Source organism: Flavobacterium sp. N2550 (genome assembly GCF_025947265.1).
GTDB classification, from domain to species: Bacteria; Bacteroidota; Bacteroidia; order Flavobacteriales; family Flavobacteriaceae; genus Flavobacterium; species Flavobacterium endophyticum.
In genome coordinates, this window is sequence record NZ_CP110007.1 from 2,058,448 (window position 1) to 2,084,489 (window position 26,042).

General features: G+C 43.3%; 14 protein-coding genes. 9 read left to right on the forward strand and 5 right to left on the reverse strand.

Annotated features, from left to right (window positions below):
• Nucleotides 1-26: 26 nt before the first annotated feature.
• Together OLM56_RS09115 and OLM56_RS09120 are read right to left on the reverse strand one after the other, a co-directional pair.
• On the reverse strand, nucleotides 27-1,127 hold the full coding sequence (locus OLM56_RS09115; protein WP_264526726.1) for an alpha/beta hydrolase: 1,101 nt from the start codon (nucleotides 1,125-1,127) through the stop codon (nucleotides 27-29).
• 29 nt (nucleotides 1,128-1,156) lie between these two features.
• Nucleotides 1,157-2,059 (reverse strand): alpha/beta fold hydrolase, encoded by a 903-nt coding sequence (locus OLM56_RS09120; protein ID WP_264526727.1) that lies wholly within the window; start codon nucleotides 2,057-2,059, stop codon nucleotides 1,157-1,159.
• Between the two features lie 183 nt (nucleotides 2,060-2,242).
• On the opposite strand from OLM56_RS09120, the gene OLM56_RS09125 reads away from it, so the two are divergent.
• The 3 genes from OLM56_RS09125 to OLM56_RS09135 all read left to right on the forward strand — a co-directional run bounded on the left by OLM56_RS09125 (nucleotide 2,243) and on the right by OLM56_RS09135 (nucleotide 5,057).
• The gene (locus OLM56_RS09125; RefSeq protein ID WP_264526728.1) at nucleotides 2,243-3,619 is read left to right on the forward strand and encodes a sensor histidine kinase; all 1,377 of its coding nucleotides are present in this window, start codon (nucleotides 2,243-2,245) and stop codon (nucleotides 3,617-3,619) included.
• A gap of 1 nt (nucleotide 3,620) precedes the next feature.
• The gene (locus tag OLM56_RS09130; protein WP_121377395.1) at nucleotides 3,621-4,322 is read left to right on the forward strand and encodes a response regulator transcription factor; all 702 of its coding nucleotides are present in this window, start codon (nucleotides 3,621-3,623) and stop codon (nucleotides 4,320-4,322) included.
• A gap of 108 nt (nucleotides 4,323-4,430) precedes the next feature.
• Nucleotides 4,431-5,057 (forward strand): response regulator transcription factor, encoded by a 627-nt coding sequence (locus OLM56_RS09135; RefSeq protein ID WP_170148816.1) that lies wholly within the window; start codon nucleotides 4,431-4,433, stop codon nucleotides 5,055-5,057.
• Here OLM56_RS09135 and OLM56_RS09140 read toward each other — a convergent pair.
• The gene (locus tag OLM56_RS09140) at nucleotides 5,054-8,050 is read right to left on the reverse strand and encodes an ATP-binding protein (RefSeq protein ID WP_264526729.1); all 2,997 of its coding nucleotides are present in this window, start codon (nucleotides 8,048-8,050) and stop codon (nucleotides 5,054-5,056) included. The two genes, OLM56_RS09135 and OLM56_RS09140, sit on opposite strands and share 4 nt — an antisense overlap.
• A gap of 261 nt (nucleotides 8,051-8,311) precedes the next feature.
• Between OLM56_RS09140 and OLM56_RS09145 the strand changes: the two genes are divergently transcribed.
• The 4 genes from OLM56_RS09145 (at nucleotide 8,312) to OLM56_RS09160 (ending at nucleotide 21,055) form a co-directional block, all read left to right on the forward strand.
• On the forward strand, nucleotides 8,312-9,043 hold the full coding sequence (locus OLM56_RS09145; RefSeq protein ID WP_264526730.1) for an aquaporin: 732 nt from the start codon (nucleotides 8,312-8,314) through the stop codon (nucleotides 9,041-9,043).
• Nucleotides 9,044-9,308: 265 nt separating this feature from the next.
• Complete coding sequence (locus tag OLM56_RS09150; RefSeq protein WP_264526731.1) at nucleotides 9,309-18,149, forward strand: gliding motility-associated C-terminal domain-containing protein; 8,841 nt, start codon at nucleotides 9,309-9,311, stop codon at nucleotides 18,147-18,149.
• Between the two features lie 51 nt (nucleotides 18,150-18,200).
• Nucleotides 18,201-19,112, forward strand: coding sequence for a type IX secretion system membrane protein PorP/SprF (locus tag OLM56_RS09155; protein WP_264526732.1), 912 nt, complete (start codon nucleotides 18,201-18,203; stop codon nucleotides 19,110-19,112).
• Nucleotides 19,113-19,123: 11 nt separating this feature from the next.
• Nucleotides 19,124-21,055 carry an OmpA family protein gene (locus tag OLM56_RS09160; protein ID WP_264526733.1) on the forward strand — a complete coding sequence of 644 codons (1,932 nt, stop codon included), beginning with the start codon at nucleotides 19,124-19,126 and terminating at the stop codon, nucleotides 21,053-21,055.
• A gap of 77 nt (nucleotides 21,056-21,132) precedes the next feature.
• Here the strand turns inward: OLM56_RS09160 and OLM56_RS09165 are convergent, their stop codons facing one another.
• The gene (locus OLM56_RS09165) at nucleotides 21,133-21,549 is read right to left on the reverse strand and encodes an OsmC family protein (RefSeq protein WP_264526734.1); all 417 of its coding nucleotides are present in this window, start codon (nucleotides 21,547-21,549) and stop codon (nucleotides 21,133-21,135) included.
• 121 nt (nucleotides 21,550-21,670) lie between these two features.
• On the opposite strand from OLM56_RS09165, the gene OLM56_RS09170 reads away from it, so the two are divergent.
• A complete protein-coding gene (locus tag OLM56_RS09170; RefSeq protein ID WP_264526735.1) occupies nucleotides 21,671-22,642 on the forward strand; it encodes a hydrogen peroxide-inducible genes activator in 972 nt (323 codons plus the stop codon).
• 75 nt (nucleotides 22,643-22,717) lie between these two features.
• Here the strand turns inward: OLM56_RS09170 and OLM56_RS09175 are convergent, their stop codons facing one another.
• The gene (locus OLM56_RS09175) at nucleotides 22,718-24,622 is read right to left on the reverse strand and encodes a sialate O-acetylesterase (RefSeq protein WP_264526736.1); all 1,905 of its coding nucleotides are present in this window, start codon (nucleotides 24,620-24,622) and stop codon (nucleotides 22,718-22,720) included.
• Between the two features lie 604 nt (nucleotides 24,623-25,226).
• On the opposite strand from OLM56_RS09175, the gene OLM56_RS09180 reads away from it, so the two are divergent.
• The gene (locus OLM56_RS09180) at nucleotides 25,227-25,958 is read left to right on the forward strand and encodes a FadR/GntR family transcriptional regulator (protein ID WP_121377385.1); all 732 of its coding nucleotides are present in this window, start codon (nucleotides 25,227-25,229) and stop codon (nucleotides 25,956-25,958) included.
• The last annotated feature ends 84 nt before the right edge of the window (nucleotides 25,959-26,042 follow it).

Here is a 26,042-nt window from a genome sequence, read left to right on the forward strand (position 1 = left end):
GGTTCGATGCCATGCCATTGTTTGGATTATTTTAGGTGTTTTTGGAGTTCGGCTCCGGCATGAACGAATAGTGATTTTGTGGTTGGGAGTTCTGCCAAGGCATTTAGGAGTCCGAAGTCGTGAATCATGCCGTCATAGCGAACGGTGGTTACTTGCACTCCGGCTTCGTCTAGTTTTCTTCCGTAGGCTTCTCCTTCGTCACGCAAGATATCGTTTTCTGCTACTTGGATCAGTGTTGGAGGAAGTCCCTTAAAGTGTTTCGCGTCTGCACTTGCCGGAGAGATATAGATGCTCTTGCGGGCTTCGGCATCTGTAGTGTATTGGTCAAACATCCATTGCATTACAGAAGAGGTTAGGAAGCGGTCATTCCCAAATTTTTTATACGATGTTGTCTCAAAATTGGTGTCTGCCACGGGCCAGAAGAGTACTTGCGATTTGATTTCAGGTCCGTTTTTCTCTTTTGCCATCAGGGTCACGGCTGCTGCCATGTTGCCGCCGGCACTGTTTCCGACCATGGCAAGTCTTTTTCCGTCTACGTTGATTTCATCTCCGTGCTCGGCTACCCATTTGGTAGCGGCATATATTTCATTGATGGCGGTAGGATATTTAGCTTCTGGCGATGGGGTGTAGTTTACAAAAACGGCCGTATATCCTGAGGCTACTACTAGATCTCTTACGAATCGTTTGTGCGTTGGGTAATCTCCGAGTATCCATCCGCCGCCATGGATGAACATAAAGGCAGGTAGCTTTCCGGTCTTGCCTTGCGGACGGACGATGTTTAGTTTTACGGTAAGGCCGTCGCTCGTAATCGTTTTTTCTGATTCTTCGATTCCCGAAAGGTCTACCTTGACACCTGCTTGGGCATTTACTAAAACGTTTCTGGCGTCTTCTTTAGATAGTTTTTCTAGGGGTGTTCCGCCAGAGTTCAATACTTTTAAGAATTCTTTGGTGCCCCTGTCGATGTTCGGGTCGGTGGCATAGTCTTGGATTTCTACGTCTTCTGAAGCTGTTTCTTGTGCTTCGTCTCCTGTTCTTACGCTAATTTTTGGATTGTCTGAGCAGGATGCTGTAAGGATAGTCAAGAATAACAATCCGGTAGCTGGTCTTAAAAAAGTTGTTGTTTTCATAATAAAGGTGGTTTTAAATTGATTAATTATTATTTATTGAGTGTTATAAAATTGTGTATGTAGTTTGCGGTGAGTTCTGGGTATTGGTGCTGTGGTGCGTGTCCGGTGTGCGGGAAGACAATCATTTGCGTGGTCGGCAATTCCCTGAGCAATGCGAACCAGTTTTCTACGGCAAAGCTGATATCGTGGTCGCCTGAGATGACCAGAATTGGAGTCTGGGTAGTTTGCAATTGCTCCCTAAAGTTTTGCTTGTCTTCTCTAAATCCGGCGCCTCCTTTGAAATAGCGTTCGAAGACCTCTTGTGTGGCTGGAATTTTAGAAACGTCGATTCTTTTATAAATTCGGTCGTGCGACAGCTGGGCGGCTTTTTTGCTGCTTTCGGATTTGGGCTCGAAGAAAAGGACGATTTCGTCATCAAAGCTGTTGATCGGTTTAAGTGCCCGGTCAAAGAAGACTTGTTCTAGGGGGATTTCGTTTTTTCCGGGAGGGTTTGTGCCGACTAAGATAGAATGCGTAACCAGTTCGGGATATTGGAACGTGGCTGCCTGAGCTACCAATCCACCATACGACCAGCCTAGGACGATGATTTTTTTAAGCTTCAAGGCATCGGACAGGTCTTTGATGTCTTTTGCTACGGTCGGGATATCCGTAGGAAGCGTTCCTGTTGAAGAACCGATTCCGGTATAGTCAAACGTAATGACGTTGTAATTTTCTGCCAGCTTGTCTAAGAATAAAGGATCCCAAGTGTCTAATGTTCCTCTGAAACGGTTTACGAGAATGATCGGTGTTCCTTTCCCGATAGAGCGGTAGGCAATTTTTCTGTCGCCAGTGGCAGCATACTGTGTTTTTGAGCTGGCTGCGTTTTGGGCTTCGGCTTGTCCTCCTGTGGCAAGGAGCAGTACTAAGCTGATGAGTGTAGTCTTGATTTTCATGTTGTAGTATTTTATGGTTATTGTTTATTTAATATCCTTTTGTCTGTACCTTTTTGGCTGTTGTGACAAATTGATAGTACAAATGTATAGCGCATCTGAACGTCAAAGAGTTATCTGGTGTTGCATACTGTTATTTAGTGTTAAGTGGAAACGATATCTTTATTATTTATCTATTTTTGTTTTATGAGAAAACCAAGAGTTAACATAAGCAATAGGGTCATACGGCTGTATGCGGGCATTGCGATTGCCTTGATAGCGACCTTTCAGGTGTATTGGCTGTACTCTGTGTATGCAGAACAAAAAATCTTAGTTGTCAAGGAAGCCGAAAATATCCTTCAGGCTCGGGTATTAAAGAAAGACCTGAATGCGCTTGCAGGTACTGGAGCAGCTTCTGGCTTGTCGGATAATGTCAGCAGTAAATTGGCAGATGTGTTGAAATCATTAAAAGGAGAAGATATAAAAGTGAAGATTTCGTATGAAGGAGATGAGCTTCTTGACAACCAGGCTACCGATGCCTTGAACCAGATGATGGAAAAGAACGATGCGGCTCAGATGGATATCAAGCCGTATTATCTGGATATCAAAAAAGAGATGAATGCTTCTTATCCAGGATTGGAGTTTTCATTGTTGGTTGAAAAAGGAAAAAACAAGCTGGTCTTTCCGCAGCATAAATGGAAAAACACGAACAATAATTCTCAAAAGATAGTCTCTCAAATTGATTCGGGGAGAACCTACCAGCTGTATTTTAGCAACCTTATGGAGGTGATCTTATACAAGATGTTTGGGTCGATACTGCTGTCGCTCCTCTATCTTTTGATTTGCGTGAGCGCCGTGATTTTCTTGCTGAAGAATATCGACAAGCGAAGAAGGCTTATGGAGATGAAGGATAATTTCACGCACAATATGACGCACGAGTTCAAGACTCCGCTGGCTACGCTGTATGCGGCTACCGAGGCGCTGACTACGTATAATATTCTGGATGACAAGGAAACGGCAAGGGAATACATCGGCTTGATGCGGAATGACCTGAAAAGGCTTTCTGCCATGACCGAATCGATCTTGAACGATGCAAAATTGAGCAAGGGCAAGATGGTGATGGATTTCCAGATGGTAAAGCTTCGTGATTTTGTTGAGGGTATCGTATCGGACTTAAAACCGCAATTGGCCATAAAAAAAGCGGTGGTGGCGTATGAAACCATCCCTGATACTATTTTTGTTACGGTAGACAAGGAGCATTTTACGAATGTCTTTACGAACCTGATCGACAATTCGCTGAAATATTCTGCTGAGGATGCGCGAATCTTGATTGAGGCGGCAGAAGATGGCAAGTTTACAACAATTCGTTTTTCGGATAATGGAATCGGAATTGACCTGAAGTACAAAAATCAGATATTTTCTTCTTATTTTCGAGTTCCGAATGGCGACCAGTATAAAGTAAAAGGCTATGGGCTTGGCTTGAGCTATGTAAAAGATGTAGTTGCGCTTCATGGCGGTACGATCGAATTGGTCGATTCAAAAGACAATCTGGGAACCACATTTGAAATCATCTTACCTATATAATATGGACACTATAAAAGTACTTTATCTAGAAGACGAAGAGTCATTAGGCAAAATAACGAATGACATGCTGGTCAAGAATGGCTTTTCGGTTCAATGGATTTTGGACGGAAGAAAAGGTTTGGAAGTGTTTAAAGCTAAGATCTTTGATATTTGTATTGTGGATATCATGATGCCCGGACTGGACGGCTACTCGTTTGTGAAAGAGATCCGGAAGACCGACCCGAACATTCCGGTGATTTTTCTAACGGCCCGTTCCTTGACAGAAGATGTGGTAAAAGGGTTTGAGATAGGGGGCAATGATTATCTAAAAAAGCCTTTTAGCATTGAAGAATTGATCATACGGATGAAGGCGCTGCTGAATCGGGTGACGGTTTCAAAGAGCGAGCCTCAGGCTCAGACTACGTTCCAGATCGGCAAGTATGTTTTTGACCATTCGAGCATGGAACTGAGCAGCGGCGAAAAAAAAACGGTGCTGACTCATTTGGAAAACGAATTGATCCTGCAATTGATATTAAACAAGAACAATGTGCTCCAAAGGCAGCGCGTGCTTCAGGACTTGTGGGGCGACGATACTTTCTTTAATGCGAGGAGCATGGATGTCTTTATTACGAAGATACGAAAGCATTTTGCGGACGATGATGCTATTTCTATCGTGAACATTAGGGGAATAGGGTATAAGATGATTGTCAAAGAAGGCTTGTAAGATAAGATTGTGCATAAAGCGCTTATAAGTAATTTTCTTACTCTTTGCCTTTCAACGAAATAATTGTATTTTTGACAGGTAAACTGACCGATCCCCATGGTAACCGAATTGAAAAAAATACTACTAGCTGACGACCACAGCGTTGTCAGGCATGGAATTTCCTTAATACTGAAGGAATCCTTTCAAGGGATTTCAGTAGACCATGCAGAAAGCTTTCCTTCTGTATTGTCACAGCTGAAAGAAAATGCCCCTGACTTATTGTTTTTAGATATCAACCTTCCGGGTGGCAACAGCACCAAGATGATTGAAAAGATCAGGGAATCGCACCCTGACCTGACGATCTTGATGTTTTCGGCTTATGACGAAGAGCAGTATGCGTTGCGTTATATCCATGCCGGAGCCAACGGCTTCTTGAACAAGCACAGTTCAGAAAGCGAGATCGTGAACGCCGTGCAGGTGGTCATGGAAACCGGAAAATACATCAGCGCTGCCGTCAAAGAGAAGATCTTGGAGAATGTCTTGCACAAGACTCCTATCAATCCTCTAGAAAGCCTGTCGGATCGAGAAATCGAGGTAGCCGGACTTTTGGCTCGCGGGGAAGGGAACTTGGAAATAGCCAACCTGCTGAACATCCAGATGACAACGGTAAGCACCTATAAGAATAGGATTTTCGAAAAGCTGCGCATCAATAATGTAGTCAGCCTGGTCGAGATGCTGAAGATTTACGATAACTAGCTGCTTTTTTCTTCTTGCAGCCAGATAGTGATTTCGGTTCCTTTGCCGAGCGTGCTTTCAATATCGATACTGCCGTTCAAGATAATCAGCAGTTCGGTAATCATGGGTAGTCCCATTCCTGTTTTTCTGGCATTTTCTGACGCTTTGGTACTTTTGGTATTCGCATAGAATGCTACTACATCGGGAGGTATTCCCTTTCCGGTATCTTTGATTTTTATAAAGATGTTTTCTCCTTTTCTTCCCGAAGTAAAGCTAATCTTGCCATTTAAGGTATTCTTGACAGCATTATCCAGCAGGTTGTGGATGATAATAGAAAGCAAGAGCTTGTTGGTCGTCAGTATGCTGCTGCGGTCAATCCTGTTGGTTATTTCCGTTTTTTGGGACGCCGCAATGTTCAGGAATATTTTTATCTTTTCTTCTACAAGACCGTATAGGTTGTAGGGGTCTGACGAATTTTCCTGTTTGCTCACCTTGGTGTATTCCAGAAGATTGTCTACAAAATTAAAGAGATGGAACGATGAGGTGTAGATCGATTTCAGGTCTTCGGCTATCGCAGCGGTGTCGTTAATGTTTTGGTAGGCATGCTTTCCGGTCAGTGCCAAGAAACGGAGCGGGCTTTTGATATCGTGCGTTATGGTTCCGATAAGCTTTTTGTGGTTGATGATCTCTTCACTGAGGTTTTCCTTGGTCTTTCTGAGCGTGCTGATGGTGTTCCTGAGCTGGGAAGTCTGCTCCGCAATTTTTTTCTCCAGAAGGATATTCTTTCTTCTGATGTATCGGATTCTCATCTTTATGGTATAGAATACCAGCAGCAGTCCGATGATCACAAGGAGGATGTTAAACCAGATTGTTTCATAGAAGGCAGGCGGCACGAGTATGGTGAGCGTCTTGTATTTGTAGCCGGAGTTAAATCCGGTAAGCTTTCGGGCCGTAAGGTAATAGGTACCGTGCGGCAGCGACGTATAGGAAATCTCGTTGTCTTTAAGCGGAATCCAATTTTGGGAGATCGGTCCCTGCAGCCTGATTTCGATATTCTGGTTGTTCGGATTTCCGTAATACGGACTGTTGATAAACAGCCTGAGCCTTCCGAAATCATTTTTTAGCTGCAGCGTATCGTTGCCGATTTCTTGGTAGCGGCTGTCGACTTCGGCTTCCTGGAAATAGATATCATTATCGGGCAGGAGCAGTTTTATCTTTTCGGGGGAAAAGAGGACAATACCCCGCATGGAAGGAAATGAAATGGAATTGTTTTCCAGCCGCAGGCCGCAAGGCTGGCAGCCGCCGTTAAATTCGTTGGTATAAAATCCATCCGACTTGTCATAATACTGGTAGTAGACATGTTTTGTCTTTTGCTCCGAATATTCAAAAAGGTTCTTTTTGGATACCTGAAAGAGCCCCTTGTTGGTCGTTATCCACAAGTAGCCGTTCTGGTCTTCGATCATGCAGTGCGATGAGAGCAGGTAGCGGTTCTTGTCGATAGGGAAGTGGGTGGTCTTTTTGGTAAACTGGTTGTAAAGAAAGAATCCCTTTTCGTAGGTAGCTACCCATATTTCGTCAGGCTTACCGATATAGATGCTGCGGACATAGGTATTCGAAATCTCTTTGATGTTCTCTATCTTTTTCTCCTTTAGAAAAATCCGGTGGAATCCCAGATGCGATCCTGTCCAGATAATATTGCTTTCGATTTCTGCCATATAGGTAGGATTGAAAGGCAGGTCCATATAGAGCTTAAAGCTGGGTTTTTTTGCTGGGTTGGAAGTGTCTAGCATAAAGAGCTTGCCATCCGGCGATCCTACAATGGCGGTTCCGGCCAGCATTTCTCCTTTTTTGGTTTCAAACAGCTGGATGACGCGGTCTTCGAAAAACCATTTGTCGATGGTCGAAAAATGAGTCTTTTTATTTAGTCGGTAGACCGTATTATTGTCTTTGGTCCATATATTGCCCTGCTTGTCGGTGAGAAGCGTATAATTGTCGGTCTCTATGTTGAATACGAGTTTTTTCTGGGCTCCCTGCTCGCTGAATATTTCTCCTGACGCAGTCAGGAAGCTGTTCTTGCCATAGTGAATCTGGGCATAGTACACGCCATTCTTGTTGTTGCCCAAGATGCTCTTGAATTTTTTCTTCTTGACGATAAGCAATCCGTTGGTACTGCTCCCGAGATAAAGAGTCTCATTTTGGAAGTCGTAATAATAGGAAATGATATTGTTCTTGGCGATGTCAAAATGGGTAAGGAGCGGCTTCAGCTGCAGCTTTCCTTGGTGGTTCTCGAGCAGGTAGACTGTGTTGTTGAAAGTAAAGAAGGTCTGCTGCGCGACCTGGTTGGGAATCAGCTCAAAACCTGAGGACGGGAGTCCTTCTATAGTAGTAAAATAGGCCCGCCCGTTTTCAAAACGCACGAAATTTTTAGCCGTATAAGAGTAGAGTACGTTGTCGCAAATAAAGAACGTGGCATCGAGATCGTGCGCGATTTCCCAAAGGCGCTTGCTGTCTCTGGTAAAAGCGGTAATGGTTCCATCAGCAAGCTTAAAGTAGCTGTTGTCGGTTTTGTAGATTTTGTGGATAAAATATCTTTTTCCCTTCAACAGTTGGTTTTGGATGCGAAAAGACTCTGGAATTTTGCTATCGGGAATTATAGCTGGCTTGTTCTTTCGGATGAGGATCAAGTCGGCAAAATCGCTGAGCACATAAATACTGTCGGTAGCTACGGTGCCTCTGAAATAGCTGATCCGGTTTGTGGTCAGTCCCTTGAGGTTCTCGATGTTAAAGACCTTGAATTTGTTTCCGTCATAGCGCACGAGTCCGTTTTCGGTCGAAAGCCACAAGAACCCATAACGGTCTTTGATAATCGATTTTACGCTATTTTGCGGCAGGCTGTTATCGTCGGCAGAATGCCATATAAGGTCGTAATCTCTATTTTCTTGCTGTGAAAATAAAGGAGAAGAGCTAAAGAGCGAGATAAGATATATGTATAAAAAGTGCTTGGGAAAACGCATCGTTACCAGATATTAATCTGTGGCATAATAATATCTTAATCTGAACGGGGCAGTTCAGTGTCCAATATTACGAAGATAAGGATGAGAAACGCGGGCTTTCTTTGTAGAATTAATTCTACAAAGAATAGTGATATGAGCCACAATTTTTTCGACAGCCAATGTGGAATTTAGTAAAAGATTTGGCCCTATTAATTTTATTGGTTTTGATTACTTCATGCAAGGGAGAGGGTTTCTTTCCCTTGCATATTATTTTTAGAGTATATGCGTTTGACTGCTTTTGCCGATAGGCATAAAAATACGATCCATACGATACAGCTCAGGAGCCTTTTGGCAGAATTTGCAGGAACTTTTCTGCTGACATTTTCTGCTCTTGCGGCTTCGGCTGTAGTAGGGTTTCAGGATGCTTTTTTGAACCAGATCCTGGCCTGCCTTTCTATCGGAGGCATTACCTTTTTGGCTACTTTTTTTCTGTATTCCGTGTCGGGATCACATTTTAATCCTGCCATTTCGGTCGGGTTTTTTATCGCGAACCGGATCGGTTTTAGCAAGCTGGTTGTCTATATATGCACCCATATCATAAGCGGTCTCTTGGCTACACTGCTTGTTTTTTTCTTGTTTTCGGATAATAGGAATGATTCTATCTTGCTGTTTTCTAAACCTGTTGTCCCGTATCATCCCGAAAGCCTGATGCTTTCGTCGGTATGCCAGAGCGTAATGATGTTTATTGTATTGCTACTTTTTTTAGGCCTGACGTATTTGCAGAAAGGCAGGCTCTATATGGCAACTTTTATGGCAATAGCCATAGGTATTGCCAACTTTGTCAACCTGTCGATTACCAGCTATCCATTGAATCCGGCCATGACAGCAGGAGAGCTGCTGCTTTTTAGAAAGCACGAAATGTTGGATGCAGTAATTGTCTGGCTCTCTCCATTTGCAGGTGCCTGCATGGCAGGGATTATTTACTTCATCACTTTTATCAGGCCTGTCCATTAGAGACTAGCCTAAAACGATATCAAGGCTTGTAGAATTTATTCTACAAATGCTGTATTTATTATCTACAACGCCTACGGTTCATACTAAGGAAATTTGCACGGTCATGGTTGCTCTAGCAATCTGGCTTGCCTTTGAACCTATTTATTAACCAAATCCATTCGTGTATGCGTAAAAATTATGCTCTTCTAAGCTGATTGCTTATAAAACGATACCACCATTAAACCGTTTTCCCCTCATTTTCAAATAAATAATTAAAATTATAACGATGAACAAAAACTACAGTTGTCAAGGCAGATTCTTGCCCTACCGACAGGTGAGCGTCATGTTTAGGGATACTGCCGTAAGAATCAAGAAAGTTTTTTTACTGAGTTTCCTTCTGACTATTGCCGGCTTTTCGTCCCTATATGCAGACGGGAGTAAAGATCTTTATCCTTCGGGAGTTACTGGGAACCGTGCTTTTCTGTACAGCAATAGCTATACGGCAGGAGGAACTACAATCAACTCTTGGCCGTTCAAGACCTTGGGGACGCACTATGTGTATGCCAATGTTGGAGAGACTATTGCTGCTGCATCGAGTGCCCAGAATATAGGGAATGGCCGAATCAGGCTGATTGCTCCAAATGGATCAGAGTATCTTACTACTGCAACCGCAACAGGACAGATACCGAACCGTAATGGCGAGCTGGCCGGACCTCAATATCCGGGACAGGGAGCAGGAGGTAACCGATACCTTCCGTATACTGTTACCGTAGGTGCGGGACAGGCCGGAATCTGGAAAGTAGAATTTTTGCCTTCGGGCTCTGAAACCAGCAGCTCTACGCCTTCAGTTACCGATACCGCTGCAGATGCTGCCTGGACGCAAGGAAACAATACGGAACTAATAGCGGCTTGGGACGTATCGGTAAGGAATGCGGCTAACTCGGCTTGGATTTCCGGAAGAGTATATTCTAACGTTTTCAACTTGCACATACAAGGAACAGTGTTTTCATCAGCAAAAGCCTTTTATGGCAAATTTGTCGTTTTAACACGAGATGGAGTTGCCTACAGGGTAACCAATAATGGCTCTAACGGAGTAGGTTTTACTTTTTTTGTAAACAATAAAGGATTTTTAGATACCACAGGAGGACCATCTTATAAGAGTTTGAATATTTCAAGTCCTTCAAGCGCTGATTTTAGGGTTCACGATCCTAGAAGCCAAGATGATGCCAATAATGTGACCCATAAGATATTTTATACAGATCCTGCAGCGGACTTGCCTGCTAACGCGATACAAGCAGTAAGTACGTCATCAAGCACTACAACATGGCTTAAGAATGCGGTGATAACGCCTACAGCCACTAACCTGACCTATACAGGTGTAGAAGGAACGCCTAACCTTTCGGGGAACAAAGGAGCCTATATCGGTTTTGATTCCAACCTAGCCGGAACGTTCAGGATTGAAATAATCGGAGATTTCCCGACCAGAACCATTACAGGAAACTGTTCTCCGGGAACAAATACTATTTTATGGGATGGAAGAGACGGAGCAGGCAATGTACTGGCGCCGAATACCAATATCGGAGAGATCAGGGTACAGCTTTTTGGTGCCGAGGTGCATTTCCCTTTTATCGACATGGAAATCAATCCGGGAGGTATCATAATCGAGCAGCTGAATGAAAGCTATGCTTTATTTACTCCGAACAGAGACTTGGTGTATTGGGACGATTCGAATGTTACTGGAGGAAATGTAAATACGGTATCAAACCCGACAGCTTCAGGAAATGCTGGTATTTCAAGTAACAGCAACGGACACAGATGGGGAAGAAATAGCTCAGGAAGTTCCGGCTCTGGAAATACAGGAGATGGAGGTTCGAGCTTTGGAAACGAAAAATCATTGGATACGTGGAGTTTTGTTCCCGGCGAAGTCATCATAAAGACATTAGATATCATTGTTGCTTCTGCCGACTTGGAAGTAGAAAGCATCACGCCATCAACGACAACTATCAGCATCGGACAAACGATGAACTATCAAGTTGTCGTAAAAAATAACGGACCTAGCGACGTAACTGGAGCCGGCTTTGCATTTATTGTTCCAGCCGGATTCACGATAACGGGCGTTACTTACGTAAACAGCCAAGGAACTGTAGTAGTTGTTACCGGAACAGTTGATCCGGTTACGGGCAATTATATTGCAGACCTTAATATGACAAACGGTTCTGAAATCGTATTCACGATTACAGGAACAGTAGGATCCTCTTTGGCAGGATTGCCTTTAAATGTAGAAGCTTCGATTATCCGTCCGGCTGACGTGACTGATATCGATGCGACGAATCCAGGTACTACGCCTCCGACAGACCCGCATTTAGAGTGTCTAAACGGAACAGCTGTTGAGAATTGTAACAACATCGCTTATAATAATTTGAACGTTGCAGCTATAGCAGATCTTAGGGTTGTGAAGACAGCAAACGCTACGGTTCCGACAGTAGGGCAGCAAGTAACCTTTACGATAGCTGTTACGAATAACGGACCGAATGCTGCTACTGGAGTTACAGTAGCAGATTTGATGCCGACTGGTTTTGCATTTGTTTCTGCAACAGTTACGGCAGGCGCTTACAATTCTGGTACGGGAATCTGGAATGTGGGTACTATTGCTAATGGTACCACCCAGACTATGACCGTTACAGCAACTGTAAATGCTACAGGAAATTATACGAACGTAGCAACAGCAACGGGAACAGAAACAGATCCGGTGCCAGGCGACAATACAGACGAGATAACAGTAGCACCAGATCCTGATGCCAACTTGCAGATCAGCAAGACTGTAAATGATACTACGCCAAACGTAGGAGATCAAGTAGAGTTCACCTTGCTTGTTACAAATAACGGAACAGCGAACGCGACAAATGTTATTGTAACAGACCAGCTTCCTACAGGATATGCTTATGTTTCTCATACGGCAGGGGCTAACTATGTTCCAGTTACAGGAATCTGGACAATTGGCAGCTTGGCCAACGGTGCCAGCCAGACATTGGTAATCACGGCAACGGTAAACGCAACAGGAAACTATACGAATACAGCTTCGGTTGACGGAGACGAAAACGATCCTGATACGACTGATAATACAGATTCTGTAACGACAACACCTAATAATGTAATCGTAGCAGACAATGATACTACTGTAACGCCAGTTAACGGACTTGCAGGAGGCACCGCTATAGCAAATGTGCTTGGCAATGACTCGCTGAACGGTGCAGCAATCGCTGCAGGCACAGTAAACATTTCAGTACTTCCGGGAGCAGTTCCGGCAGGACTTGCTTTCAATACAGCAACGGGCGCAGTTACGGTCAATGCAGGAACTCCTGCAGGAACCTATACTTTCGATTATACGATTTGCGAGACCATCAACCCGACCAACTGCGATACGGCAACGGTTACGGTAAATGTGGCAGCGGCTCCTATTGTAGCCAATAATGATACTACTGTAACGCCAGTCAACGGACTTGCAGGAGGCACCGCTATAGCGAATGTGCTTGGCAACGACACGCTGAACGGTGCAGCAATCGCTGCAGGTGCAGTAAACATTTCAGTGCTTCCGGGAGCAGTTCCGGCAGGGCTTGCTTTCAATACGGCAACAGGCGCAGTTACTGTCAATGCAGGAACTCCGTCAGGAACCTACACTTTCGACTATACGATCTGTGAGACCATCAACCCAACGAACTGCGATACGGCAACGGTTACGGTAAACGTGGCAGCAGCGCCAATCGTAGCCAATAATGACACTACTGCAACGCCAGTCAATGGATTTGCAGGAGGAACGGCTATACCAAACGTACTTACAAATGATACGCTGAACGGCGTGGCAGTTGTTCCAGATGCGGTAAACATTTCGGTGCTTCCGGGAGCAGTTCCGGCAGGGCTTGCCTTTAATACGGCAACGGGTGCGGTTACGGTCAATGGAGGAACTCCGGCAGGAACTTATACTTTCGACTATACGATTTGTGAGGTTATCAACCCAACGAACTGCGATACGGCAACGGTTACGGTAAACGTGGCAGCGGCTCCTATTGTAGCGAATAACGATACTACGGCAACGCCAGTCAATGGACTTGCAGGAGGGACAGCTATACCAAACGTGCTTACTAATGATACGCTGAACGGCGTGGCAGTTGTTCCAGGTGCGGTAAACATTTCGGTACTTCCGGGAGCAGTTCCAGCAGGGCTTGCTTTCAATACGGCAACAGGCGCGGTTACGGTCAATGCAGGAACTCCGGCAGGAACCTATACTTTCGATTATACTATCTGTGAAGTGTTAAACCCAACAAATTGCGACACGGCAACGGTTACGGTAAACGTGGCAGCAGCGCCAATCGTAGCCAATAATGACACGACTGCAACGCCAGTAAACGGTTATGCAGGAGGAACAGCAATACCAAACGTACTTACAAATGATACGCTTAACGGCGTGGCAGTTGTTCCAAGTGCGGTAACTATTTCAGTGCTTCCGGGAGCAGTTCCGGCAGGGCTTGCCTTTAATACGGCAACAGGCGCGGTTACGGTCGATGCAGAAACTCCGGCAGGAACCTACACATTTGATTATACGATTTGTGAAATATTAAATCCTACAAACTGCGATACGGCAACGGTTACGGTAAACGTAGCTGCAGCACCAATCAATGCAGTAAATGACAATCCTACTCCTGTAAACGGCTACACAGGCGATACAGATGTAGTAAACGTACTGACTAATGACACCTTGAACGGCGTTCCGGTACTTCCGTCTGAAGTAGCGGTTACGGTAACGACACCAGCTTCAAACCCAGGCGTTGAATTGAATCCAGCAACGGGAACAGTAAGCGTAGACCCTCAGACACCTGCGGGTACTTATACGATCATCTATCAGTTATGCGAGGTACTGAACCCTACGAACTGTGATACGGCAACGGTTACGGTTGTAGTAGAAGGGGCGCCGATTAATGCGGTGAACGATACTCCGGCTCCAGTAAACGGCTATACGGGCGATACAGATGTAGTCAACGTGTTAGACAACGATACGTTGAACGGCGTTCCGGTAATTCCGTCTGAAATAGTAGTTACGGTAACAACACCGGCTTCGAATCCAGGCGTTGAATTAGACCCAGCAACGGGGACGGTAAGCGTAGACCCACAGACACCTGCGGGAAGTTATACGATTATCTACCAACTATGTGAGGTGCTGAACCCGACAAATTGTGATTCGGCAACAGTTACAGTTGTAGTGGAAGCAGCAGAAATAGAAGCTTTTAACGATACCAATGCAACTCCAGTAAATGGTTATGCAGGAGGTAATGCCATTCCAAATGTACTTACAAATGACCTGTTGAACGGAGTAGCAGTACTACCTAGCCAAGTAACTATTAGCGTAGTCCCTGGAAGTGTTCCGGCAGGAATAACATTCAATACGACTACGGGAGCAGTAGATGTGCTGGCTGGCACAGCAGCAGGAAGTTATACTTTTGATTATACGATCTGTGAAATACTAAACCCGACCAATTGTGATACAGCAACCATAACTGTTGTAGTGGGAGCAGCTCCGATTGATGCGGTAAATGATACTCCAGCAACACCAGTGAATGGGTATGCTGGCGATACGGATGTAGTCAATGTATTAGACAACGATACCTTGAATGGCGTTCCGGTAATTCCTTCTGAAGTAGTGGTTACGGTAACGACACCAGCTTCTAATCCAGGCGTTGAATTGGACCCAGCAACAGGAACGGTAAGCGTAGACCCACAGACACCTGCAGGTACTTACACTATCGTATACCAATTGTGCGAGATATTGAACCCTACGAACTGCGACTCGGCAACCGTAACGGTTGTAGTAGGAGCGGCTCCGATTGATGCAGTGAATGATACTCCTGCTCCGGTAAACGGCTACACAGGCGATACAGACGTAGTCAACGTATTAGACAACGATACATTGAATGGCGTTCCGGTAATCCCGTCTGAAGTAGTGGTTACGGTAACGACACCAGCTTCAAACCCAGGCGTTGAATTGGACCCGGCAACAGGAACGGTAAGCGTAGACCCACAGACACCTGCGGGAACCTACACTATCGTGTACCAATTGTGCGAGATATTGAACCCGACGAACTGCGACTCGGCAACTGTAACAGTTGTGGTTGGAGCAGCGCCAATCGATGCGGTGAACGATACTCCAGCTCCGGTAAACGGCTACACGGGCGATACAGACGTAGTCAATGTGTTAGACAATGATACGTTGAATGGGGTTCCGGTAATCCCGTCTGAAGTAGTGGTTACGGTAACGACACCAGCTTCAAACCCAGGCGTTGAATTGGACCCAGCAACAGGAACGGTAAGCGTAGACCCACAGACACCTGCGGGAACTTACACTATCGTCTACCAATTGTGCGAGATATTGAATCCTACGAACTGCGACTCGGCAACCGTAACGGTTGTGGTGGAAGCAGCTCCGATTGATGCGGTAAATGACAACCCAGCTCCTGTAAACGGATATACGGGCGACCCAGACGTTGTAAATGTATTGGACAACGATACGTTGAACGGCGTTCCGGTAATCCCTTCTGATGTAGTGATTACGGTAACGACACCGTCTTCTAACCCAGGCGTAGAATTAGACCCTGCAACAGGAACGGTAAGTGTAGATCCTCAGACTCCTGCAGGTACTTACACTATCGTGTACCAATTGTGCGAGATATTGAACCCTACCAACTGCGAGACTGCAACGGTAACTATAGTGGTTAACCCAGCACCAATCGATGCAGTGAACGATAACCCAACTCCGGTAAACGGCTACACGGGTGACCCAGATGTAGTGAATGTCTTAGACAACGATACGTTGAACGGCGTTCCGGTAATCCCGTCTGAAGTAGTGATTACAGTAACGACACCGTCTTCGAACCCAGGCGTAGAATTAGACCCTGCAACAGGAACGGTAAGCGTAGATCCTCAGACTCCTGCGGGTACCTACACTATCGTGTACCAATTGTGCGAAATATTAAACCCAACAAATTGTGAGACTGCAACAGTAACTATAGTTGTTGAAGAAGCACCAATTGATGCAGTAAACGACACGCCTGATCCGGTAAACGGCTATACTGGCGACCCAGACGTTGTAAACGTATTGGATAACGATACCTTGAACGGAGTTCCGGTAATCCCGTCTGAAGTGGTGGTTACGGTAACGACACCGTCTTCAAACCCAGGTGTTGAGCTAGACCCTGCAACAGGAACGGTAAGCGTAGACCCACAGACACCTGCGGGAACTTACACTATCATATACCAGTTGTGCGAAATATTAAACCCTACGAACTGTGAAACGGCAACAGTAACCATAGTAGTTAATCCGGCTCCGATTGATGCCGTAAACGACGACTTAAGTGCTGCGGTTGTAAATGGTAACGAAGGACAAGTAAACGCTGGAAATGTCTTTTCAAATGACACTTTAAACGGCGTTGCAGTGATTCCTTCGGAAGTAACTTTGACTACTATAACTGCAGATGCGCCATTGACATTGAATGCTGATGGAACAATCTCTGTAGTAGCAGGAACACCGGCAGGAACTTACACTTTGCAATATAGCATCTGTGAAGTTTTAAATCCGACGAATTGCGATACAGCTACAGTAACAATTGTAGTGCAAGTGCCATCGATTGAAATTACCAAGACTGGAACTTTCAATGATGCCAACGGCGATGGTTTTGCGCAAGTAGGAGAGACGATCACGTATAATTTCTCTGTCGTAAATACAGGAAGCATGCAATTGACGAACATCACGGTAACGGATCCATTAGTGGCAGTAACCGGCGGTCCTCTTGCAGTGCTAAATGCAGGAGCAACAGACAACACTACATTTACTGCTATCTATACCTTTACGCAAGCCGATGTAGATGCTGGATTTGTAAACAACCAGGCTTTGGTTAGCGCTACTCCGATTGTCGGACAGCCAATTACTGATTTGTCTGACAGCAACGATCCTACATTGCCAGGCAATGATGATCCAACGGTAACGACCTTGCCTCAGAATCCAAGTTTCCAATTGTGGAAAGAAGGAACGTATCAAGATGCTAATAATGACGGTATCGTGAATGCGGGAGATGTTATCGAATACGACTTTACAGTAACCAATACAGGAAACGTTACCATCACCAATATTATGGTAACCGACCCAATTGTTACAGTTTCAGGCGGACCATTGGCTTCTTTAGCGCCACAAGCTTCGGATAGTACTACCTTCACAGCAACGTATACGATAACGCAGGCGGATATTGAATTAGGGGCTGTGTATAATTTAGCATTGGCTGAAGGAACTGACCCTAACGGAAACCCGATAGACGATGAATCGCAAGATCCTTCGCCAGTAGGTACGGATGATCCATTGTATGAGCCGACTTGTCCAGATTGTACTGTTACGATTCTAGAACAGAATCCAGGTATTGCCTTGATCAAGACTGCGATATTTAATGATGAGAACAATAACGGAATTGCAGAAGCTGGAGAAACGATCACGTATAATTTCACAGTGACCAATACAGGAAACGTGAGCTTGAGCGATGTGACTATCAACGATCCGCTTCCTGGAGTTGTGGTAAGCGGAGGCCCTATTACTTTAGCAGTAGGACAAAGCGACAGCACTACATTTACGGCAACGTATGCTATTACGCAAGCGGATATCAATGCAGGAAGTGTTTCGAACCAAGCTATTGCAACCGGTAGAAGTCCTCTTGGAGAAGAAGCTACCGATGCTTCAGATAACACCGACAATACAGGAAATAACCCGACGGTTATCGAAATTGACGGCTGTACGATCAATGTATTTAATGCGGTTTCGCCAAACAATGACGGAGACAACGAGATTTTATACATCGGTGGCTTAGAATGCTATCCAGATAACAAAGTAGAGATTTTCAACCGCTGGGGAGTTCTAGTCTATGAAGCAAACGGCTATAACAACAACGACAAGGCTTTCAGAGGCTATTCTGAAGGAAGAGTTACAGTGAACAAATCTGAAGGATTGCCAGACGGTACGTATTTCTATTTCTTGAAATATAAAAAACCAGACGGTTCTGTTAGTGAGAAAAGCGGCTATTTATATTTAAGCAGATAAAGTTAAATTTCTGGGAACCGTAATGGTTCCCAGAATAAACAAAATAAATCAATGAAAAAAATAATCATACTTTTCGTCTGGATTCTTGCAACCGCAACCACCTTTGCCCAGCAGGATGCGCAATACACGCAATACATGTACAATACCATCAATATTAACCCAGCCTATGCAGGTTCAAGAGGCGTTTTCAGCATCTTTGGACTTCACAGAACGCAATGGGTTGGTTTGGATGGAGCACCCGTGACCAACGCTGTTTCGATCAACTCGCCGATTAACGGTACCAATATAGGAATGGGACTTTCTTTTGTCAACGACAGGATAGGACCGACAGATGAGAATGCAATTTCTGCAGACATCTCCTATACGGTAAAGACATCAGAAACATTCAAGCTGTCTTTCGGAATCAAGGCTACTGCGAATCTTTTTAATCTGGATATCAATAAATTGAATCCTGCCGACCAAGGAGATCCTCGCTTTCAGGACCTGAATAATAACTTCACGCCAAACATAGGGGCGGGAGCGTATCTTCATTCCGATAAGATGTATTTGGGACTTTCGGTACCAAACTTTTTCGAAACGCACCGATACGATGATAATTCTGTTTCCGTAAACCAAGAAAGAATGAATTTCTACTTGATTGGAGGTTATGTTTTTGACTTGAGCGCAAGCATCAAATTCAAGCCTGCCTTTTTGGTGAAAGCCATAAACGGAGCGCCGCTTCAGACCGATCTTTCAGGAAATTTCCTTTTCAATGACAAGCTGACGCTTGGCGTGGCTTGGAGATGGGATGCCGCCGTAAGTGCAATGGCTGGTTTTCAAGTAACTGACGGACTTTTTATCGGCTATGGATATGATTTGGAGACGACTAAGCTTTCCAACTACAATTCAGGCTCGCATGAGGTATTCCTACGTTTCGAGCTGTTCAACAAATTCAATAAAGTAACATCTCCAAGATTCTTCTAAAAGCAGTAATTATGAAAAAACATTTATATACAGCCTTGGCGGTTTTTGCTTTAATGACGGCCCAGGCACAAGAAGCCAAACTTGCATCTGCAGATAAAAAATACGAAGAATTTGCCTATGTAGATGCGATCAAGACCTATGAGCGAGTTGCTGAAAAAGGATACAAGTCGGTTGATTTATTCCAGAAGCTTGGAAATGCGTACTATTTCAATGCCGAATTAGACAAGGCCAATAAATGGTATGCGGAGCTTTTTGCGATGAACCAGCCTGTCGATGCAGAATACTATTACCGTTATTCGCAGACTTTGAAATCGGTTGGCGATTATGCAAAAGCCAATGAGATGCTGTCGCAGTTCAACCAAAAGAACGCTGACGATTTAAGAGCGCAATTGTATACGAAGCATAAGGATTATCTCGAAGATATCAAGGCGAATTCTGGACGATATAAGGTAGAAAACATCGGGATCAATTCAGAATATTCCGATTACGGAACTGCTTTTTACGACAACAAATTAGTTTTTGCTTCGGCAAGAGACACGGGAGGCATCTTCAACAGAAAGCACCAATGGACCAATCAGTCGTTTACGAAGCTGTATGCCTCTGAGATCAGTTCGGATGGAAATATGCTGGAACCTGAAAAATTCAATACGTCTCTAAATTCGAAATTCAACGAAGCGACGCCGGTTTTTACAAAAGATGGAAAGACCGTTTATTTTACCAGAAACAATTACAACAAAGGTAAAAGAGGCAAGAACAGTGACAAGGCAACGCTTTTGAAAATCTACAAAGGCGTTCTTGAAAACGGAAAATGGACCAACATTACCGAGCTTCCGTTTACAAGCGACAATTACAGCACAGCGCATCCGGCTTTAAGCATTGATGAAAAGACGTTGTATTTTGCGTCAGATATGCCAGGAACATTAGGCCAGTCGGATTTGTTTAAGGTAGCGATTAATGCCGATGGAACTTTCGGCACGCCAGAAAACCTAGGAAACAAGATCAATACCGAAGGCCGCGAAACCTTCCCATACATTACAGAAGAAGGCGAATTGTATTTTGCTTCGGACGGACAATTGGGATTAGGCGGATTGGATGTTTTTGTTACTCAAATCAACAAAGACGGAAGTTATGGCGAAATCAAAAACGTAGGCGCTCCGGTTAACGGACCGAAAGACGACTTTGCCTTTATCATTGATACCAAGACCCGCTTTGGATTTTTCTCTTCCAACAGAGATGGCGGAAAAGGCTATGATGATATCTATAAATTCCAAGAAACAAGACAGCTGAAATGCGAGCAGTTATTATCAGGAAAAATTACGGATAGAGAATCTGGACTTCCGATTGCCAATGCTCGTGTGACATTGTCTGATGCTTCTTTCAAGGTCATCAAGACGATTTATGCTGACCACGAAGGAAAGTATAGTTTTGATGTAGAATGCGGCAATGCGTATTACGTAAAAGCAGAAAGCAAAGATTATACGCCAACGGAATTGAAAGCAATTATCCCGAAAGAATCTGGAGAAACCGATCTTTCTATCGAATTGGACAAGCCGGTAAAACAAATTACGGTTGGAACCGATTTGGCAAAGACGTTCGGAATCAAGATCATCTATTTCGACTTGGACAAATCAGACATCCGTCCAGACGCAGCCATCGATTTGGCTAAAATCGTTGATGTCATGAAGCAATATCCAAACATGAAAGTAGATGTCCGTTCACATACCGACAGCCGCCAGACGCACAAATACAATGAAAAACTTTCTGATAGAAGAGCAAAATCTACTATCGCTTGGATGATTCAAGACGGAATTGCCAAAGAAAGAGTAACTGGAAAAGGCTATGGCGAAACGCAATTGGTTAACAAATGCGCCGACGGTGTGGAATGCTCTGAACAAGAACACCAGCTAAACCGCAGAAGTGAGTTCATTATTACAGCCATGTAATGTTCTAAAATAGTTTTAAAATTAAAAAACCGTGCTGTTAAGGCACGGTTTTTTTGTTTAGAAAAATAACTTTTTGATTATGCCAGCGTAGCGGTCAAGGTGATTTCGGCATTTAATACTTTTGATACCGGACAGATTTGTTTGGCTTTCAAGGCAGTATTTTGGAATTCTTCGTTGGTGATTCCAGGAACATCACCTTTTAGTTCCAAATGCATTTTGGTAATCGTTCCGTCTTCAAAAGTAAGTACGGCTTCTGTGCTTAAATCAGTCGGTACATAGTTTAGTTCGCTTAACAAGAAGCTCAATTGCATAGTGAAGCAACCAGAATGTGCTGCTGCTATTAATTCTTCAGGGTTGGTTCCAACACCTTCTGCGAATCGGGTTTTAAAAGATAATTGTGCCTTGTCTAAAGTGGTACTTTGTGTACTGATGGTTCCTTTTCCTTCCATTCCTGTACCTTGCCATTGTGCGTTTGCTTTTCTTGTAAATTTCATAATGTTTGATTTTAAATTGTTTATTTATTAGTTGTTGATTTTTGATAGGACAAATTTATTGCGGGTTTGGTTATAAATCAAATTGATAATTTTTTACCTTTATAAAATAAAATTATAATGTATGACAATTCAGCAATTAAAATACATCGTAGCCTTAGACGAAGAACGCCATTTTGCTAGGGCAGCAGAAGTCTGTATGGTAACCCAGCCAGGACTTACCATACAATTAAAAAATCTGGAAGAAGAAATAGGAATCAAGATTTTTGACCGCACAAAAGTTCCGTTGACGCCGACCGTTTTGGGCGCTAAGATTATTTCGAGAGCGAAAAAAATACTTAGAGAAGTAAATGAAATCAGAGATTTTGTTGTCAATGAAAAAAACATACTTGAAGGAGAAATCAAATTAGGAGTCATTTCTACGCTTTCGCCTTATCTAATTCCGCTATTCATAAAGTCCATGAAAGAAGCGGCGCCAAAGATGCAATTTGTCATCAAGGAAGCCTCTACAGGCCATCTCATGCACGATATCGAAACAGGCGCTCTAGATGTTGCATTAATGGCCAGTCCGACCGGAAATCCAAATTTAAAAGAACACCATGTCTTCAACGAACCTTTCGTAGCTTATCTCAACGAAAATCATCCCTTAGCCCAAGAAGATTTTTACGAACTGCAAGCCAGTGACAAGCCAGAATTGTTGTTGTTGCAAAATGAATACTGCTACAATGCACAGCTTCTCGATATATGCGGTCTTAAAGAAGACAGGAAGATTAGCGAACAATTCTCGTATGATATTAGTTCTATTGAAACGCTGAAAAACCTAGTAAGGGCACAATTAGGCTTTGCCATCATACCCGAACTTTCCATATTGAATGAAAAAGAAAAGCAGCTCTTCAAGCCGTTCAAAGAACCAAAGCCCATACGCGAAATCAGCTTGGTCGTTTCGGATACCTTTTCCAAAAAACTGCTGCTCGAAAAAATGAGCAAGAGCATTTGGGACTGCCTTCCAGAAACCTTGAAGAAAGACTTCAGCTATCGTAAGATCCAATGGAACGATTCGCCTTATTTCATTAACGCGACAAAAGGTTTTCTCTAAAATAAAAATAGCTTACAAGATTTCTCCTGTAAGCTATCTTTTGCGAAATAAAAATAACTAAACTAAATCAACTAATTAAAAACTATCGGTTCTAAAAGGGGGCGTTGCCAGTCCTTCTTTATTATAAAGCATGATTTTTCCAGGAGCGTCTTCCCACAAATAGCGGACATCTTTTGGAGACGAAACCTTATCGCTGCTGAGCTTTATGGTTTTCATGTCGCTTTGTAAATAAGCATTCGCAGGATAGAATTTTTTGTCGCTTCCCGCAACCATAAAGCCATTGATGTTGGCCTTTGCCGTTTCAGGCGCAAAAGTTCCGTTTTTGAAAGTGACGGTAACTGAATTTCCGTCAATCTTAAAACTGTCAAAAACAGGAGCCGATGCCGGAACATCCTTCTCGCCATACGCTACGTTTGAAGCAATCAGCGCCATTCGTTTGCCAACAACCTGCTTGTGGATAGGGTGGATGTTGTCGTCTTCGCCTACATCAATCAATACAGCCATTCCGGTATTCTTCAATTCCAGCGCCTTGCTTTGTGATTCGCGCAATGTTATCCAGCGGTTGTTTTGGTTGGCATAATTAGGAAGCTGTGCATATATAAAAGGATAGTCTGCATTCCATTTCTTTCTCCAGTCCGTAATCATATCCTTAAACATTCCGGCGTATTCTTTCGCGTTTTTAGAATTCGCTTCAGCTTGGTACCAGATGATTCCCTTGATTTTTAGGCCAAAAAAAGGAGCGACCATTCCATTATACAAAGAAGTCGGATATTTTGTCGGATGCTGTCTCACAGGAACTTCTTCGATATCTTTTGTGCCAGCCTCATATTTCCATTCGCCGGCCAAAGAAAGTCGCTGTGATGCCGTTTCAAGGTATAACGATTGTGCATCGCCACGGAAACCGCCAATATCGCCTGTGTTTTTTACGCGGATAGTAATCACGTTTTTCCCTGCAACCAGCACGCTTTTCGGAACTTTATAAAAACGATCCAAATCCTTCTGTGTGCTTTCACCCACTTTTATGCCGTTGATATACGTAATGTCTTCATTATCGACACGTCCGATAGCTAAGGTCATTTCGTCTTTGGCCAAATCTTTTGCTGTCAGCTCGAAATTTCGCGTTACCCAGATGACGCCATCGTTAGGAGTAACCTTCGCTTTGCTCCAATACACAGGCAAGGTTATCGTTTTCCAAGACGACGTATTGTAATCTTTATTGTGCCATTTTTCTTTTGTGCCCAAATCCAGTTCGTCTGCTTTTTTCTCCCAAGCCGTGAATTCCTTTTTATAACTCTTCATGACCTCTTGAAAGTTGATGCCTTTCATCTCGGCAATTACTTTTTGGGCAGCCGTATGCTTTCCCATCAAGTCCTCGCTCATCCAAGCCTCAATATTGGTACCGCCCCAAGACGAATTAATCAGGCCGATCGGCACATTGTATTTTTGGAACAATTCCCTTCCGAAAAAATAAGCCACGGCAGAAAAACCTTTGGCACTTTCAGGAGAGCTCGTTTCCCATTGTCCCTTTTCAATATCTTTTTGCGGTATTCCGGCCATCGTTCTCGACACTTGTAGCAATTTAATCTTTTCATGCGATGCATTAGAAAGCTCTTCTTTCCCGTTTAGGGCATCTTCCAGTTTCCAGCCCATGTTAGACTGTCCGGAGCAGAACCACACATCACCTATATATACATCCTTAAAAGTTATTTTATTGTCTTCAGAAATTACCATTTCAAAAGGTCCGCCTGCCGCTTGCGACGAAAAAGTAAGACTCCACTCACCATTAGCATTGGTTTTACTTTCAAGGTTTTGGTTCTTGAAACTGACCTTTACGGTTTTACCAGGATCAGCCCATCCATAAATCGTTATAGGAGCATCCCGCTGCAGCACCATATGGTCAGAAAAGAATTTAGGCAATGTAGCTTTAGCAGAAAGAGTAGTACTGATAGCTATAAATAGGAGGGAAAGTATGCGTTTCATATACGAAAGGAATAAATAAGTGTGGCTAAAGTATAGAATTAAAATTGGTTGACCAAAAAATAATTTGCGATTTGTTTAAATTTAACGAATAATAATTGCCATCTCAATAATTAAATAAGTAAATAATTGTAGATAGTTCTTCTTAAATTTAAAATGAAGGATAATTGAAGAAAGACAAGTCAAATAAAAAAGGAGCACTATCAGACGACAGACTCCTTGTTTTTGGTATATTTTACATCCATTGCGTAAAGTTGCATCGCTTGTGGGAAGTGAAAAATGGTTTTACTCTTCTGAATGCAGTATAAATAGTACCTTTATGACTACAAAAATAATCATTTTAATGATTTGTAGTGTGAACGTCTCGTTAATAATTCGTCAGCGTATCGAAATTTATGAGGTAAAATACGCTAGTGTTTTGTCGAAAACGTTTTAGTTTGCAGTGTTAAAAGCTGATAGAATTCAAATTTAAACGATTTGTTTTAACTTTTTCATTGAATTATTATTATTAAAATAAACTTAAAATTTCATTATACATAAAAAATACCTGCTTATTTGGTAATTTAAAAAAATGCGTATATTTGGTCAACCAATTTATTATTCTAAAATGCAAGAGTTTGGTTTAAATGGATTTAAATCTTCCGAAGAAGAAGAAATCATTAAAAAATTAAAGGATTTGATTACCTCACAGAAGCTAAAGCCCGGCGACAGGCTGCCTTCAGAGAGAAAACTATCCGAAGAATTTGGCGTTAGCAGAGGAAACGTTAGAGAGGTTATCCAAAAGCTAGAGTTTTACGGATTGCTCAAGACCCTTCCGCAAAGCGGAACTTTTGTAGCAAACCTTGGCGTTCCTGCCCTAAGCGGCATGATAACCGATATCCTGCAACTCAAAAAGCCCGATTTCAAATCGCTTGTAGAAAGCAGGATCATGCTTGAAATGCAGGTAGTAGCCCTTGCAGCAGAAAGAAGGACAGAACAACATCTCGAAAATATAGAAGAAGCATTGTTGGCCTACAAAGCAAAAGTAGAAAGCAATGAAGATGCCGTAGAAGAAGACCTGATGTTTCACCTTAAAATTTCCGAAGCCAGCGGCAACCCAGTACTAAATACATTGATGCTGATCATCACGCCAGAAATCATTGCCAACTTTGAAAAATACCATGTCTGTACCAAATCCATGACGGGAGACAATATTATCGAACACCAGCAAATATATGAAGCCATAAAAGAAAAAAATCCTGAAAAGGCCAAACGCGAACTGCAGTTTCATTTCAAGACGTTGTATGAATACTGCAACAAGACAGATACTTTGATGAATTTGAACGAAAGTATCTTTTAAATTTCCGGTAAGGAAAAAAAGACGGTTATGACATTGTGTAAAGTTGCATCGCTTGGGGAAGTGGATTATTACTGCACATTTAAG

Coding starts and splice junctions, on each gene's coding strand:
- OLM56_RS09165 (WP_264526734.1), bottom strand. CDS start 21,549: ATGAAATTTACAAGAAAAGCAAACGCACAATGGCAAGGTACAGGAATG.
- OLM56_RS09180 (WP_121377385.1), top strand. CDS start 25,227: ATGCAAGAGTTTGGTTTAAATGGATTTAAATCTTCCGAAGAAGAAGAA.
- OLM56_RS09170 (WP_264526735.1), top strand. CDS start 21,671: ATGACAATTCAGCAATTAAAATACATCGTAGCCTTAGACGAAGAACGC.
- OLM56_RS09175 (WP_264526736.1), bottom strand. CDS start 24,622: ATGAAACGCATACTTTCCCTCCTATTTATAGCTATCAGTACTACTCTT.
- OLM56_RS09130 (WP_121377395.1), top strand. CDS start 3,621: ATGGACACTATAAAAGTACTTTATCTAGAAGACGAAGAGTCATTAGGC.
- OLM56_RS09120 (WP_264526727.1), bottom strand. CDS start 2,059: ATGAAAATCAAGACTACACTCATCAGCTTAGTACTGCTCCTTGCCACA.
- OLM56_RS09155 (WP_264526732.1), top strand. CDS start 18,201: ATGAAAAAAATAATCATACTTTTCGTCTGGATTCTTGCAACCGCAACC.
- OLM56_RS09115 (WP_264526726.1), bottom strand. CDS start 1,127: ATGAAAACAACAACTTTTTTAAGACCAGCTACCGGATTGTTATTCTTG.
- OLM56_RS09150 (WP_264526731.1), top strand. CDS start 9,309: ATGAACAAAAACTACAGTTGTCAAGGCAGATTCTTGCCCTACCGACAG.
- OLM56_RS09125 (WP_264526728.1), top strand. CDS start 2,243: ATGAGAAAACCAAGAGTTAACATAAGCAATAGGGTCATACGGCTGTAT.
- OLM56_RS09145 (WP_264526730.1), top strand. CDS start 8,312: ATGCGTTTGACTGCTTTTGCCGATAGGCATAAAAATACGATCCATACG.
- OLM56_RS09140 (WP_264526729.1), bottom strand. CDS start 8,050: ATGCGTTTTCCCAAGCACTTTTTATACATATATCTTATCTCGCTCTTT.
- OLM56_RS09160 (WP_264526733.1), top strand. CDS start 19,124: ATGAAAAAACATTTATATACAGCCTTGGCGGTTTTTGCTTTAATGACG.